The organism is Pantoea graminicola (assembly GCF_048452665.1).
Lineage (GTDB): Bacteria > Pseudomonadota > Gammaproteobacteria > Enterobacterales > Enterobacteriaceae > Pantoea.
Map to the genome: position 1 here is coordinate 51121 of NZ_JBLWSJ010000004.1, position 14397 is coordinate 65517.

Below are 14397 nucleotides of genomic sequence, written 5' to 3' on the forward strand. Positions count from 1 at the left end.
AGCTTGTTTGACCGTTATGATGCCGGTGAGCAGGCCGTACTGGTACACATCTGGTTCTCCCAAGACAAAGAAGTAGAAGATTTGCAGGAGTTCGAAACCCTGGTCTCTTCTGCTGGCGTTGAGGCGCTGCAAGTGGTCACTGGCAGTCGTAAAGCGCCACACCCCAAGTATTTTGTCGGTGAAGGAAAAGCCGTTGAAATTGCCGATGCGGTAAAAACAACTGGAGCATCGGTCGTATTATTCGATCATGCCCTTACGCCCGCTCAGGAGAGAAACCTTGAGCGTCTGTGCGAATGCCGGGTTATTGATCGCACCGGTTTAATTCTGGATATCTTTGCCCAACGCGCACGTACCCACGAAGGTAAATTGCAGGTTGAGCTGGCGCAGCTACGCCATCTTGCCACACGTCTGGTGCGCGGCTGGACTCACCTTGAACGTCAGAAAGGCGGGATCGGCTTACGCGGTCCGGGTGAAACACAGTTAGAAACCGACCGCCGCCTGTTGCGCGGTCGTATCAGCCAGATTCTGTCCCGTCTTGAGCGGGTGGAAAAACAGCGCGAGCAGGGACGTCAGTCGCGAGCCAAAGCGGACATCCCGACCGTGTCGCTGGTGGGCTATACCAACGCCGGTAAGTCGACGCTGTTTAATGCTATGACATCGGCCAATGTCTTTGCCGCAGATCAGCTGTTTGCGACGCTGGACCCGACGCTGCGCCGTCTGAATGTCGCCGATGTCGGAGATGTGGTCCTGGCGGATACCGTCGGCTTTATCCGCCATCTTCCTCACGACCTGGTTGCCGCTTTTAAGGCCACGCTGCAGGAGACCCGTCAGGCGACGCTGTTACTGCATGTGATTGATGGCGCAGACCTGCGCGTCACGGAGAATATCGCGGCCGTCGATACCGTTCTGGAAGAGATTGAAGCGGACGAAATCCCGACGTTACTGGTCATGAATAAAATCGATATGCTCGACGGGTTCGAACCGCGTATCGATCGCAACGAAGAGAATCTGCCCGTCCGCGTCTGGCTGTCTGCCCAGACGGGTGAAGGCATTCCGTTGCTGTGGCAGGCGCTGTCTGAGCGTCTGTCGGGTGAAATTGCCCAGCACGCATTACGTCTGCCGCCGGAAGCGGGGCGACTTCGCAGCCGTTTCTATCAGCTGCAGGCGATTGAGAAAGAGTGGAATGAAGAAGACGGCAGTGTAGGATTGCAGATACGTATGCCCATTATTGAATGGATGCGTTTATGTAAACAGGAACCGTCGCTGACCAGTTACATTGTTTGATATTGCCCAAACGCATTTACCTTAAAAATGGAAGATTGTCGCATTTTCGTTGCATGACCGAATACGCAGGATTTACCCGGGTAGCTCGGATTTCAGCAAGGCGGCAACTGAGTGTATCGCCGGACGCTTACGCAGGTAAGTGGCCGGGGTGAGCAAAGGCAGCCAACACTGCTGCAATCCGAAAAATGAAGGGTAAAAACCGTAATTACAATAAATGGAGTAGAAACATGGCGTGGAATCAGCCCGGAAATAACGGACAGGACCGCGACCCGTGGGGAAGCAGCAATAATCAAGGCGGCAACTCTGGGGGGAATAAGGGAGGACGGGAATCCGGGCCTCCTGATCTGGATGATATCTTCCGTAAGCTGAGCAAGAAGCTTGGTGGACTGGGCGGTGGCAAACAGAGCGACAATGGTCAGCGCGGCTCTGGCAGCGGCGGCAAAATCGTGGGCATCGTGGCGGTTGCTGCGGTGGTCATCTGGGCTGCCAGCGGTTTCTACACTATTAAAGAAGCGGAGCGTGGCGTCGTTACGCGCTTCGGTAAATTCAGCCATCTGGTCGAGCCGGGCCTCAACTGGAAGCCGACCTTTATCGATCAGGTGCGTGCGGTTAACGTCGAATCGGTACGTGAGCTGGCGGCGTCTGGCGTGATGCTGACCTCGGACGAGAACGTGGTTCGCGTCGAGATGAACGTGCAGTATCGCGTGACCGATCCTGAACGCTATCTCTATGCGGTGACCAGCGCGGATGACAGCCTGCGCCAGGCCACCGACAGTGCCCTGCGTGGCGTGATCGGGCGTTCTACTATGGATCGCATCCTGACAGAAGGCCGTACCGTCGTCCGTAGCGATACGCAGCGTGAAATCGACGAGACAATCCGCCCTTATAACATGGGTATTGCGGTGCTGGACGTCAACTTCCAGGCTGCCCGTCCGCCGGAAGAGGTGAAGTCCGCGTTTGATGACGCCATTGCTGCACGCGAAAACCGTGAGCAGTATGTCCGCGAAGCCGAAGCCTACGCGAATGAAGTGCAGCCGCGTGCTAATGGACAGGCGCAACGTATTCTGGAAGAGGCGCGTGCGTACAAAGAGCGGACCGTTCTGGAAGCGCAGGGTGAAGTGGCGCGTTTTGCCAAGATCCTGCCGGAGTATAAAGCCGCACCGGAAATCACCAAAGAGCGCCTGTATATCGAAACCATGGAGCGTGTGCTGAGCCATACCCGCAAAGTCCTGGTTAACGATCGGGGTAACAACCTGATGATGCTGCCGCTGGATCAGCTGATGCGTGGCGGTCAGGCTTCTTCAGGCCAGAACGGTCAGAAGGGCGCGAACGGTGCTTCTCTGCCTGCCATCTCCGACCGCAGCGCAAGCCGCAATGACACGTCGTCATACAGTCCGGACAACATCATGGATCAGCGTCGGGCCAATGCTCAGCGCAGCGACAGCCAGCGCGAAGGGAGAGAGTAATCGATGCGTAAGCCAATAGTATTTTTGATCATTGTCGTGCTGGTGGCGCTCTATGCGTCGCTGTTTGTGGTACAGGAAGGGCAGCGGGGCATCGTCCTGCGCTTTGGTAAAGTCCTGCGTGATGGCGAAAACAAGCCGCAGGTCTTTGCGCCGGGCCTGCACTTCAAGATCCCGTTCCTGGAAACGGTTAAAACGCTGGATGCACGTATTCAGACCATGGACAACCAGGCCGATCGCTTCGTCACCAAAGAGAAGAAAGATCTGATCGTGGACTCCTACATCAAGTGGCGTATCAGCGATTTCAGTCGCTACTACCTGGCAACGGGTGGCGGTGATGTCTCTCAGGCGGAAGTGCTGCTGAAACGCAAGTTCAGTGACCGCCTGCGTTCTGAAATGGGCCGTCTGGATGTGAAAGATATCGTCACTGACTCCCGTGGTCGCCTGACGACGGATGTCCGCGATGCGCTGAACACCGGTTCGGCGGGCAGCGATGATGAAATCGCCACGCCAGCAGCGGATGACGCGATTGCCAGCGCAGCGGCCCGCGTCGAGCGTGAAACCAACAGCAGCGAGCCAGCGCCAAACCCGAACAGCATGGCCGCGCTGGGTATTCAGGTGGTGGATGTGCGTATCAAGCAGATCAATCTGCCGACCGAAGTCTCAGATGCGATCTTCAACCGTATGCGTGCCGAACGTGAAGCGGTCGCGCGTAGCCAGCGTTCGCAGGGTCAGGAAGAGGCCGAAAAGCTGCGCGCCCAGGCGGACTACCAGGTAACCCGTACACTGGCTGAAGCCCAGCGTGAAGCGCTGATCACCCGCGGTGATGGCGATGCGGAAACGGCCCGGTTGTTTGCGGATGCGTTCAGCAAGGATCCTGACTTCTACGCCTTTATCCGTAGCCTGCGTGCTTACGAAAACAGCTTCAGCGAAAATCAGGACGTGATGGTGTTAAGCCCGGATAGCGACTTCTTCCGATATATGAAGGCACCCTCTAACGCGACACGTTAAGAACTGATATAACCTGTGGGCCGACAATGTTGTCGGCCTTTTTTTGGGTATCAGCATGAAAACAAGCATCTGGATGGCGCTGGCACTGGTATTGGTGCTGGAAGGGTTAGGGCCTATGTTTATGCCGCGCGCGTGGCGACGCTGGATCCTGACGCTCTCACGGCTGCCCGACCGTCTGCTGCATCGCTTTGGTGGCGGACTGGTGGTCGCAGGGATGGTCATCTACTGTATGCTCAGTCTGCACGGCAATCTGTAAGCATAGGGTTAAGACCGGCTAAATTGTGCCTTTTGCCGCGCGCATCCCCAACATATTGTAGTGAGCAAAACTCAGACAAAAAAGCGCGCAATCGTATGCTAAAAGTGCTGAAAACCACGGGATCAGATGGTAGAATCCTTTTTTAAGCAATCGGTGATTTTGAGAAATGGGTAAGAACGTCGTCGTACTGGGCACCCAATGGGGTGACGAAGGTAAAGGTAAGATTGTAGACCTTCTGACTGAACGCGCGAATTACGTTGTGCGTTATCAAGGCGGCCACAATGCGGGCCACACGCTTGTCATCAACGGTGAAAAAACCGTCCTCCACCTGATCCCTTCTGGCATTCTGCGCGATAACGTGACCAGCATCATTGGTAACGGCGTAGTGCTCTCTCCTGAAGCCTTAATGAAAGAGATGAAAGGCCTGGAAGCGCGCGGGATTCCGGTACGTGAACGTCTGCTGATTTCTGAAGCCTGTCCGCTGATCCTGCAATATCACGTTGCGATGGATATGGCGCGTGAACGTGCGCGTGGTGCGAAAGCGATCGGTACCACCGGTCGTGGCATCGGACCGGCTTATGAAGATAAAGTTGCGCGCCGCGCACTGCGCGTCAGCGACCTCTTTAACAAAGAAACCTTTGCTGCCAAGCTGAAAGAAGTCGTCGATTTCTACAACTTCCAGCTGGTCGAGTACTACAAAGAGCCGGCCGTTGACTTCGATAAAGTGCTCAGCGATGTGATGGAAGTCGCCGACATCCTGACTGGCATGGTGGTTGACGTCTCTGAGCTGCTGGACACGGCGCGTAAGCGTGGCGACCTGATCATGTTTGAAGGCGCACAGGGTACGCTGCTGGATATTGATCACGGCACCTATCCGTATGTAACGTCATCCAACACGACCGCAGGCGGCGTGGCAACCGGTTCAGGTATCGGTCCGCGTTATGTGGATTACGTGCTGGGTATCGTAAAAGCTTACTCAACCCGCGTCGGTGCAGGTCCATTCCCGACCGAACTGTTTGATGAAACCGGCGAGTTCCTGTGTGCGCAGGGCCATGAGTTTGGCGCAACCACCGGACGTCGTCGTCGTACCGGCTGGCTGGATGCGGTCGCCGTTCGCCGCGCTGTTCAGATTAACTCTCTGTCAGGTTTCTGCATGACCAAGCTGGACGTGCTGGATGGTCTGAAAGAGGTGAAAATCTGCGTGGCCTATCGTATGCCTGATGGCCGCGAAGTGACTACTACACCCCTGGCCGCAGAGAACTGGGAAGGCATTGAGCCGGTCTACGAAACTCTGCCAGGCTGGAGCGAGAAAACATTTGGCGTGAAGACGCTGGAAGGCCTGCCTCAGGCTGCACGCGATTACATCAAGCGTGTGGAAGAGGTGACCGGTGTGCCGATTGATATCATCTCAACCGGTCCCGATCGCAGTGAAACAATGATTCTGCGCGATCCGTTTGACGCGTAATCATTCAGGCCGGACACTGTCCGGCCCTTGTTTTTCCACTCTCTGATGCCACTTAATCTCCCTTCGCTTGTCAAATCCTGTGCTGGCTGAAAAAAACGCACGTCAAATCAGACACTGGTTTATCATCGTAGTTAATCGAATGGCGATCCGATTTAATCCTGATATCAACCCTAAGGCGATTTATGCAATGTCGTGCCTGAAGGTTCACTGAGGTTACTGTGCAGCTCACAAGTTTTACTGATTATGGCCTGCGGGCCCTGATTTATCTGGCCTCCCTGCCCGAAGGCCAGCAGACCAATATTACTGAAGTGACGAACACCTACGGTTTGTCACGTAACCACATGGTCAAAATCATTAATCAGCTGAGCCGGGAAGGGTATGTCGCAGCCACACGCGGTAAAAATGGCGGGATTCGCCTGGGGATGTCGCCCCGTGAGATTGTGATTGGCGATGTCGTACGAAAAATGGAGCCACTACAATTAGTGGATTGTGCCTCCTGTGCTATTACGCCAGCCTGCCGTCTTAAGCAGGCGCTGCATGATGCAGTACAGCGATTTTTGCAGGAGCTGGATAGCTATACGCTGGCAGATTTGGTTGAAGGGAATACACCACTTTATGAAATCATCCTGTCCCTGTCGCCAGCGGAAATAAATATTAAATGACATCGGAGGAACCGTTATGTCAAAAGATCCTTTTCAGGATAGAGAAGCTGAAAAATACGAAAACCCTATTCCAAGCCGTGAATTTATTCTGGCGCTGTTAGAGAAACGTGAAAAACCGGCCAGCCGTGAAGAGCTGGCTGAAGAGATGAATCTGCACGACGAAGAGCACCTTGAGGCGCTGCGTCGCCGCCTTCGCGCGATGGAGCGCGATGGTCAGCTGGTCTTCACCCGCCGTCAGTGCTATGCGCTGCCAGAACGGCTTGATCTTCTGCGCGGTAAAGTGATCGGCCATCGTGATGGCTATGGTTTCCTGCGGGCTGAAGGTCAGAAAGATGACCTCTACCTCTCTGCCGAACAGATGAAATTCTGTATGCACGGGGATGTGATCCTGGCGCAACCGCTGGGTGCCGATCGCAAAGGCCGTCGCGAAGCGCGCGTGGTTCGCGTGCAGGAGCCGCGCAACAATCAGATCGTTGGCCGCTACTTTACCGATGCCGGAGCGGGCTTCGTGGTGCCCGACGACAGCCGCCTGAGTTTCGATATTCTTATTCCACCGGAAGAGACGATGAACGCCCGCATGGGTTCTGTGGTGGTGGTCGAGCTGGTTCAGCGTCCGAACCGTCGCAGCAAAGCGATCGGTAAAGTGACCGAGATCCTGGGCGACGATATGGGTACCAGCCTGGCCGTCGATATGGCGCTGCGCACCCATGAGATCCCGCACACCTGGCCGCCGGAAGTGGAAGCGCAGGTCAGCCAGCTCAAAGAGGAGGTCCCGGAAGAGGCGAAAAAAGGTCGCGTCGACCTGCGTAAGCTGCCGCTGGTCACCATCGATGGTGAAGATGCCCGTGACTTCGACGATGCCGTTTACTGCGAGAAAAAACGCGGTGGCGGATGGCGTCTCTGGGTCGCTATCGCCGATGTCAGCTACTACGTTCGTCCTGGCACGCCTCTGGATAACGAAGCGCATCAGCGTGGCACCTCGGTCTACTTCCCGTCGCAGGTCGTACCGATGCTGCCGGAAGTGCTCTCCAACGGCTTATGTTCGCTCAACCCGCAGGTCGATCGCCTCTGTATGGTCTGTGAAATGACCATTTCCAGCAAAGGTAAACTCACCGGCTTCAAACACTACGAAGCGGTGATGAACTCCCATGCGCGTCTGACCTACAACAAGGTCTGGAACATCCTGCAGGGTGACAAAGAGCTGCGTCAGCACTATGCGCCGCTGGTCAAAGACCTGGAAGAGCTGCACAACCTCTATCAGGTGCTGGATGCGGCCCGCGAAGAGCGCGGCGGCATCTCCTTTGAAACGGAAGAGGCGAAGTTTATTTTCAACGCCGAGCGTCGTATCGAGCGGGTTGAACGCGCCTCGCGCAATGACGCACACAAGCTGATCGAAGAGTGCATGATCCTGGCTAACATCGCCTCGGCACGCTTCGTGGAGAAAAATCAGGAGCCTGCGCTGTTCCGCGACCACGATCGCCCGACGGATGAGAGCATCAAGAGCTTCCGGACCGTGCTCAACGAGCTGGGTCTGAGCCTGCCGGGCGGCAACAAACCGCAGCCTGTTGACTACGCGGCCCTGCTGAAGCAGGTGGCCGACCGTCCTGATGCGGAGATGCTGCAAACCATGCTGCTGCGCTCCATGAAGCAGGCCGTGTACGACCCGGAAAACCGTGGCCACTTCGGTCTGGCGCTCTCGTCGTATGCTCACTTCACGTCGCCGATTCGGCGTTACCCGGATCTGACGCTGCACCGCGCCATCAAATATCTGCTGGCCAAAGAGCAGGATCAGGGGAAAGGGCTGGTTCAGCGTGCGATCAAATACCTCATGCCGAAAGAGCGCAGCGTAGCCAGTGATATGACGACGGCGACCGGCGGCTATCACTACGACATGCCGCAGATGCTGCAGCTGGGTCTGCACTGCTCCCTGACCGAACGCCGCGCCGACGAAGCGACGCGCGACGTCGCGGACTGGCTTAAGTGTGACTTTATGCAGGATCAGGTCGGCAACGTCTTCAACGGCGTGATCTCCAGCGTCACCGGCTTTGGCTTCTTTGTGCGCTTAAGCGATCTCTTTATCGATGGTCTGGTCCATGTGTCTACGCTGGACAACGACTACTACCGTTTTGACCCGGTGGGTCAGCGTCTGATCGGCGAATCCGGCGGCCGCACCTATCGTCTGGGTGACGCGGTCGAGGTTCGAGTGGAAGCGGTTCATATGGACGAACGTAAGATCGACTTTGCCCTGATTTCCAGCCAGCGCCAGGTGCGTGGCGAAGGCAAAACCGCGCGTGACCGCGCGAAGCGTGACGATCAGGCGCCCGCAAAACGTCGTCGTAACGTGAGCCGGAAGTCCAATTTTGAGCCGGATGCTGCGTTCCGCGGTAACAAGGGCAAGCCCGATGCCGGAAGTGGCGGGAAAAAAAGTAAAAACGTCTCGGAAAAAACCCGTAAAATCGCCGCCGCCACCAAGGCAAAGCGCGCCAGGAAAAAGGCTGAGCCTGAGAGCTGAGCCTGACCTGATACGCGCATCCGCCCTCTCTTCCCGGAGAGAGGGCGGTTATTCATTCCTATCCAAACACTGAGCAGATCGATGAGCGAAATTATTTTTGGTATCCACGCCGTGCAGGCGCTGCTGGAACGTAACCCACAACGTTTCCAGGAAGTCTTTATCCTCAAAGGCCGCGACGATCGTCGCCTGCAACCCGTGGTCGCCGCGCTGGAAGCTCAGGGGATCGTGATTCAGCTGGCGGACCGTAAATGGCTCGACAGCCAGGTCGAAGGCGGTGTTCATCAGGGCATCATCGCCCGGGTGAAGCCTGGCCGTCAGTATCAGGAGGGCGACCTGCCGGACCTGCTGCAGAGCCTGGAAAAACCGTTCCTGCTGGTGCTGGATGGCGTCACCGATCCGCACAACCTGGGTGCCTGCCTGCGCAGCGCCGATGCGGCGGGCGTACACGCGGTCATCGTGCCGAAAGATCGCTCTGCGCCGCTGAATGCTACCGCTAAAAAAGTGGCCAGCGGTGCGGCCGAAAGTGTGCCCTTGATCCGCGTGACTAACCTGGCCCGGACGCTGCGTCTGCTGCAGGAGTACAATATCTGGGTGGTCGGCACCGCAGGTGAGGCCGACCATACGGTCTTCCAGAGCAAAATGACCGGCCCGATGGCGCTGGTGATGGGCGCGGAAGGCGAAGGAATGCGCCGTCTGACGCGCGAGCATTGCGATGAGCTGATCAGCATTCCGATGGCGGGCAGCGTCTCTTCACTGAATGTGTCGGTCGCGACCGGTGTCTGTCTGTTTGAAGCGGTGCGCCAGCGCAACGCCTGATGTCCCCTGTGATCCTCGCCACAAATTAGTTTCTGTGCCAGGCATAACCGCGCGTCATTCGCATAATTACTGAGTGACATCCGTGAGGAGTGGTTATGACCTGGACAACACACACCGTTTTTAATCAGCCCCATCCTCTGAGCAACAGCAACCTCTTCCTGTCTGATACGCCGCTCGGCGAGGCACTCTCCCGCGAAGGCGCAGGCTGGGACCGGGAGTGGCTGGCGTCGGTGGGCCAGCAACTGGGCAGCGCCGAGTCGCTGGAGCTGGGCCGGCTGGCCAATGCGGAACCGCCCGAACTGCTGCGCTACGACACCCGTGGCGAACGTCTGGATGAGGTCCGTTTTCATCCTGCCTGGCACCTGCTGATGCAGGGCGTCTGTGCCAGTCGGTTGCATAACCTCAGCTGGCAGCCGACGGTGCGGGAGCAGGCCGGGGTGGCGCGCGCGGCGCGCTTTATTCTGCACGCCCAGGTAGAGGCGGGTACCCTCTGCCCGATGACCATGACGCACGCGGCGATTCCGCTGCTTCAGCGCTGGCTGCCCGCCCTGTTTGAGGGCTGGCTCGATCCGCTGCTCAGCGATCGTTACGACACCCATGCCCAGCCCGGCGACCAGAAGCGTGGGCTGCTGATCGGGATGGGGATGACAGAAAAGCAGGGCGGCAGCGATCTGCTCATCAGCACCACCCGCGCGGAACCGCTTGCGGCGCGCGGCCCCGGTGAGGCGTACCGGCTGACCGGTCACAAATGGTTCTTCTCCGTGCCGCAGAGCGATGCGCATCTGGTGCTGGCTCAGACACCTGCCGGATTAAGCTGCTTCTTCCTGCCGCGTCTGCTGCCTGACGGAACCCGCAACGCCATTCAGCTTGAACAGCTCAAAGATAAACTGGGTAATCGCTCAAATGCCAGCGGCGAGGTGGAGTTCCGCGATGCCACCGGCTGGCTGCTGGGGGAAGAGGGCGAAGGTGTGCGGCTGATCCTGAAAATGGGGGGGATGACGCGCTTCGACTGCGCACTCGGCAGTCATGGGCAGATGCGACGCGCCTTCTCGGTGGCGCTCTGGCATGCCCATCAGCGCCAGGTGATGGGCAAGACGCTGCTGGAACAACCCCTGATGCGTCAGGTGCTGGCCCGGCAGGCGCTGCAGCTGGAGGGACAGACCGCGCTGCTGATGCGGCTGGCGCGCGCCTGGTCACAACCGGCAAACGCGCATGAGGTCACCTTTGCCCGGCTGATGACGCCAGCGGCGAAATATCAGATCTGCAAAGCGGGGATGCCGTTTGTGGCAGAGTCGATGGAAGTGCTGGGGGGGATCGGCTACTGCGAAGCGAGTGAACTGCCTCGTCTCTATCGCGATATGCCGGTCAACAGTATCTGGGAGGGATCGGGCAACGTCATGTGCCTGGATGTCCTGCGTGTGCTCGCCCGCCATGCAGAGGTGATGACGATGCTGAATCAGGAGTTTGAGGCGGTGAAAGGAAGCAATCGTCACTTCGATGCCCGCTGGCGTCAGCTGCGGCTGAAACTCCGTCAGGTGCCCGAAGAGCAGGCGCGCGAGGTGACCTGCGCGCTGCTGCAGCTGGCGACGGGCGCGCAGCTGCTGAAACATGCCGAACCACCGCTGGCCGATGCGTGGTGCCAGCAGTGGCTCGATCCCCGCGGTCTGCGTCCGCTCGATCCGGTCGTGACCGAACGACTACTGGCGCGCGCCTGCGGCCGGTGAGGCGCCATAGAGGATTGCGCTGGCGTACCATAAGCCCGGCATAACCGTTTCGCTCAGCATCACAATCTGATAGTAAGCGGCGCCAGCCTGATTCGCCTGAGCGGCAACGGCCCGCTGGGCGTCATCCGGCGATCCGTGCACGTTAACGGTAATGTTGCCCAGCTTCGGTAATCCGCCACTCTGTGCCCGTGAGATCTCCTGCGCCTGCGACGTCGGCGCGGGCGGCGCTTTAGGCGTCGTCTCCAGCGCGGAACAGCCTGCCAGCAGCAGGCTCATCACCAGTAAATAAGCGGAACGCATAGCAATACTCCTGTTCAGGACGAAACAGTAAGTGTACGTCATCGCCCTGAACGCCGTCAGGATTTCAGGCTGAACACGCTGACCAGCTGCGTCAGGTGATGCCCTTTATCGCTCAGGCTCTGTGCGCTGTTCTCCGCCTGGGCCACCAGTTCGCTGTTCTGGTGCGTGGCCTGGCTGATCTGGTTCATCGCCAGATTGACCTGACCGATGCCCGCCGCCTGCTGCTGCGCCGCCACGTTGATTTCGCCCATCAGCGCCTGCACCTGCTCAATGTGCGTCACAATGTTGCTCATCGCCTCGCGCGTCTGCTCAGACAGCTGATGACCCTCCGCCACGTTGCCAATGGAGGTGGCAATCAGCCCGTCAATCTCTTTAGCGGCCTGCGCAGAACGCTGCGCCAGCGCGCGCACCTCGGCGGCGACCACCGCAAAACCGCGCCCCTGTTCACCGGCACGCGCGGCTTCCACCGCGGCGTTCAGCGCCAGGATATTGGTCTGGAAGGCGATCGACTCAATGACGTGAGTAATGTCCGCAATGCTTTGCGAGGAAACCTTGATGGCTGACATAGTGCTGACCGAGCGCGTTACCGTCTGGCTGCCGTGGCTGACGATCTCGCTGGCTTCGGCCACCAGTGACATCGCCTGCCGGAGGCTGTCCGCAGTGTGCTCAACCGTGGCACCAAACTGCTCCATGCTGGCGGAGGTCTCCTCCACGCTGCTGGCCTGACGGCCGATCTGCTCGCTGATGTTATGACTGCTGGCTGCGATGGTGTCGGTGCCCTGGCTGATCTCCTGGGCGGCACCACGCACCTGACTGACGATCTTCTCCAGGCCATCGCCAATGCCGTTAATGGCGATGATCAGCTGGCCCACTTCGTCACGGCGCGGGGTCTCCATGTGAACCTGCAGATTACCAGCGGCATACTGCTCTGCCAGATGAATGACCTGCTGCAGCGGACGGGTAATCGCCCGGCGGCTGTACCAGACAAACCCCAGCGCAAAGATGACGACCAGCACCAGTCCGGTCATCAGGAACAGATTGCGGCTCTGCATGATCGGTGCGAGCAGGCTGGCCCGGTTGACTTCGCCGGTGATGACCCAGTTCCAGCCCGGCAGCTGCTGCCATGCCAGAATTTTATGCTCACCCTCGATCTCCACCTGCTGCATGCCCTGCGACTGCGTCAGCAGCGGCGTTAAGATGGCGCTGTCCCATGCGGGCTGTTTCCCTTCGTTTTCCTGTGCGAACAGATACTCGCCCTGTGACTTGCCGGGGGTGCCGTTAAGCACAAAGAAGCGACCGCTGTCGCCCAGCCGACGCGCCAGGATCTTTTCACGCATCAGCGCATACTGCTTATCGATTCCTACGCCGACAAACAGGATCGCGACGACTCTGCCACTCTCATCTTTGACCGGCTGATATTGTGTGATGTAGCGATGGCCAAACAGCGTCGCCAGACCCTGATACACATTGCCCTGATGAACGCTTTTCCATGCCGCGCCACTGCGATCGAGCTGGGTGCCAATCGCCCGACTGCCATCCTGCTTTTTCAGCGAGGTTGAGATACGGATAAAATCATCGCCGTCACGCACGAAAATGGTGGCAACGGCGGCAGTGCGTTCGGTGAAATCGTCGACGGCGGTCTGATCGAGGTTCAGCGTCTTTAATCCGGCGCGCAGCACCGGCGTCGAAAAGTCGCCCACCTGCACCCTGGCGGTTTCATCCAGGCTGAAACGCCTGGGCAGGAAGCTGGTAAACAGACTGGTGTAGTGTGTGACCTCTTCGGTCAGGGTGGCGTTGAACATAGTGGCCATTTCACTGATGCCCTGCACCTGATTGTGCATGTCATCGATGGCGAGATTTTCCAGCTGGCGCGAGGCGTTGTGGCTCTGAGTCAGTGTCAGAACCAGCAGCAACAGCGCTACGCTCAGGGACGTCATAACTGACAGCTTAACGCCAAGACTCAGTCCGCTGAGAGAGAGACGCTTCATAAATTACCTTTGAATAAGTTAGAGGGGTACACCATCAACGGCAACGCGCGGAAAAAGTTTAGCGCGATGTCTGCGGCGTTCGTCGCGCAGGACATTTCGCAAACGCCTGTGCAGGACGTACACTTGAACTCCCTGTTTTTCCCCTTTCAGGAGAGACCATGATCGAACTCACCACCGACACGCTGGCCGGTATCGAATGCCTGCACGCCGCGCCCGCCGGACAACGCCATCAGCCCCTGCCCACTGTGCTGTTTTATCACGGGTTTACCTCCTCTAAAGAGGTCTATGCCTACTTCGCCGTGGCCCTGGCGCAGGCGGGATTCCGGGCGGTGATGCCGGACGCCGAGCTGCACGGTGCGCGTTATTACGGTGACGCAGAGACCCGCCTCGACCGCTTCTGGGAGATCCTGAAACAGAACATTGATGAGCTGCCGCAGCTGGAAGCCGCGCTGCGTGACAGTCACCTGATCGCGGAGGAACGTTTTGCGGTGGCGGGGGCGTCGATGGGTGGCATGACGGCGCTGGGGGCAATGGTGCGTTATCCGCAGATCTGCAGCGTCGCCTGTATGATGGGGTCAGGCTATTTTATGCAGCTCAGCCAGTCGCTGTTTCCGCCGCAGGTGGCCGACACACCGGCGCGAAAGGCGGCATTCGACGCCCGCATGGCACCGCTGGCGGAGTATGATCCCTGCAACCGGCTGGAGGCGCTGGCCGACCGTCCGCTGCTGCTGTGGCATGGTGAGGCGGATGAGGTCGTGCCCTGGGCGGAAAGCGTGCGGCTGGAGAAGGCGCTGCGTGACAACGGTCTGGCGCAGCATCTGACCGCGCTGTCAGAAAAAGCCATCGGGCACAAGATCACTCCGTCGGCCCTGACGGCGCTGGTGCGTTTTTTCACTCATCATCTGTAAAACAGACG

The 14397-nt window shown here is 58.3% G+C and carries 12 protein-coding genes; 10 read left to right on the top strand and 2 right to left on the bottom strand.

Annotated elements, in window-relative coordinates; translation table 11 throughout:
* The first annotated feature begins 3 nt into the window (after positions 1-3).
* The 9 genes from hflX to ACNY69_RS10890 all read left to right on the top strand — a co-directional run bounded on the left by hflX (position 4) and on the right by ACNY69_RS10890 (position 11193).
* On the top strand, positions 4-1284 hold the full coding sequence (hflX, locus tag ACNY69_RS10850; protein WP_293774393.1) for a ribosome rescue GTPase HflX: 1281 nt from the start codon (positions 4-6) through the stop codon (positions 1282-1284).
* Positions 1285-1511: 227 nt separating this feature from the next.
* Positions 1512-2750: an FtsH protease activity modulator HflK gene (gene hflK / locus ACNY69_RS10855; RefSeq protein WP_111139213.1), complete on the top strand. Its 1239-nt coding sequence runs from the start codon at positions 1512-1514 to the stop codon at positions 2748-2750.
* A gap of 3 nt (positions 2751-2753) precedes the next feature.
* Positions 2754-3758, top strand: coding sequence for a protease modulator HflC (hflC, locus tag ACNY69_RS10860; RefSeq protein ID WP_111139214.1), 1005 nt, complete (start codon positions 2754-2756; stop codon positions 3756-3758).
* Positions 3759-3813: 55 nt separating this feature from the next.
* On the top strand, positions 3814-4014 hold the full coding sequence (locus tag ACNY69_RS10865) for a DUF2065 domain-containing protein (protein WP_111139215.1): 201 nt from the start codon (positions 3814-3816) through the stop codon (positions 4012-4014).
* A gap of 166 nt (positions 4015-4180) precedes the next feature.
* Complete coding sequence (locus ACNY69_RS10870; protein WP_293774396.1) at positions 4181-5479, top strand: adenylosuccinate synthase; 1299 nt, start codon at positions 4181-4183, stop codon at positions 5477-5479.
* A gap of 218 nt (positions 5480-5697) precedes the next feature.
* Positions 5698-6141 (top strand): nitric oxide-sensing transcriptional repressor NsrR, encoded by a 444-nt coding sequence (nsrR, locus tag ACNY69_RS10875; RefSeq protein WP_111139217.1) that lies wholly within the window; start codon positions 5698-5700, stop codon positions 6139-6141.
* A 16-nt stretch (positions 6142-6157) separates the two neighbouring features.
* Entirely contained in the window at positions 6158-8653 is a 2496-nt protein-coding gene (gene rnr / locus ACNY69_RS10880) for a ribonuclease R (RefSeq protein ID WP_111139218.1), read from the top strand.
* An 81-nt stretch (positions 8654-8734) separates the two neighbouring features.
* Positions 8735-9469: a 23S rRNA (guanosine(2251)-2'-O)-methyltransferase RlmB gene (gene rlmB / locus ACNY69_RS10885; RefSeq protein WP_111139219.1), complete on the top strand. Its 735-nt coding sequence runs from the start codon at positions 8735-8737 to the stop codon at positions 9467-9469.
* Between the two features lie 95 nt (positions 9470-9564).
* Positions 9565-11193, top strand: a complete 1629-nt coding sequence (locus ACNY69_RS10890) for an isovaleryl-CoA dehydrogenase (protein WP_111139220.1) — start codon at positions 9565-9567, stop codon at positions 11191-11193.
* Here ACNY69_RS10890 and bsmA read toward each other — a convergent pair.
* Positions 11167-11493 carry a biofilm peroxide resistance protein BsmA gene (gene bsmA / locus ACNY69_RS10895; protein ID WP_111139221.1) on the bottom strand — a complete coding sequence of 109 codons (327 nt, stop codon included), beginning with the start codon at positions 11491-11493 and terminating at the stop codon, positions 11167-11169. The two genes, ACNY69_RS10890 and bsmA, sit on opposite strands and share 27 nt — an antisense overlap.
* A gap of 56 nt (positions 11494-11549) precedes the next feature.
* Positions 11550-13481: a methyl-accepting chemotaxis protein gene (locus ACNY69_RS10900; protein WP_111139222.1), complete on the bottom strand. Its 1932-nt coding sequence runs from the start codon at positions 13479-13481 to the stop codon at positions 11550-11552.
* A 158-nt stretch (positions 13482-13639) separates the two neighbouring features.
* On the opposite strand from ACNY69_RS10900, the gene yjfP reads away from it, so the two are divergent.
* A complete protein-coding gene (gene yjfP / locus ACNY69_RS10905; protein WP_293774401.1) occupies positions 13640-14389 on the top strand; it encodes an esterase in 750 nt (249 codons plus the stop codon).
* The last annotated feature ends 8 nt before the right edge of the window (positions 14390-14397 follow it).

What these genes read in the sequence shown, in the direction of transcription:
- hflC (WP_111139214.1), top strand. Translation starts at nt 2,754, where the DNA reads ATGCGTAAGCCAATAGTATTTTTGATCATTGTCGTGCTGGTGGCGCTC.
- rnr (WP_111139218.1), top strand. Translation starts at nt 6,158, where the DNA reads ATGTCAAAAGATCCTTTTCAGGATAGAGAAGCTGAAAAATACGAAAAC.
- ACNY69_RS10890 (WP_111139220.1), top strand. Translation starts at nt 9,565, where the DNA reads ATGACCTGGACAACACACACCGTTTTTAATCAGCCCCATCCTCTGAGC.
- bsmA (WP_111139221.1), bottom strand. Translation starts at nt 11,493, where the DNA reads ATGCGTTCCGCTTATTTACTGGTGATGAGCCTGCTGCTGGCAGGCTGT.
- hflK (WP_111139213.1), top strand. Translation starts at nt 1,512, where the DNA reads ATGGCGTGGAATCAGCCCGGAAATAACGGACAGGACCGCGACCCGTGG.
- ACNY69_RS10865 (WP_111139215.1), top strand. Translation starts at nt 3,814, where the DNA reads ATGAAAACAAGCATCTGGATGGCGCTGGCACTGGTATTGGTGCTGGAA.
- ACNY69_RS10900 (WP_111139222.1), bottom strand. Translation starts at nt 13,481, where the DNA reads ATGAAGCGTCTCTCTCTCAGCGGACTGAGTCTTGGCGTTAAGCTGTCA.
- ACNY69_RS10870 (WP_293774396.1), top strand. Translation starts at nt 4,181, where the DNA reads ATGGGTAAGAACGTCGTCGTACTGGGCACCCAATGGGGTGACGAAGGT.
- rlmB (WP_111139219.1), top strand. Translation starts at nt 8,735, where the DNA reads ATGAGCGAAATTATTTTTGGTATCCACGCCGTGCAGGCGCTGCTGGAA.
- yjfP (WP_293774401.1), top strand. Translation starts at nt 13,640, where the DNA reads ATGATCGAACTCACCACCGACACGCTGGCCGGTATCGAATGCCTGCAC.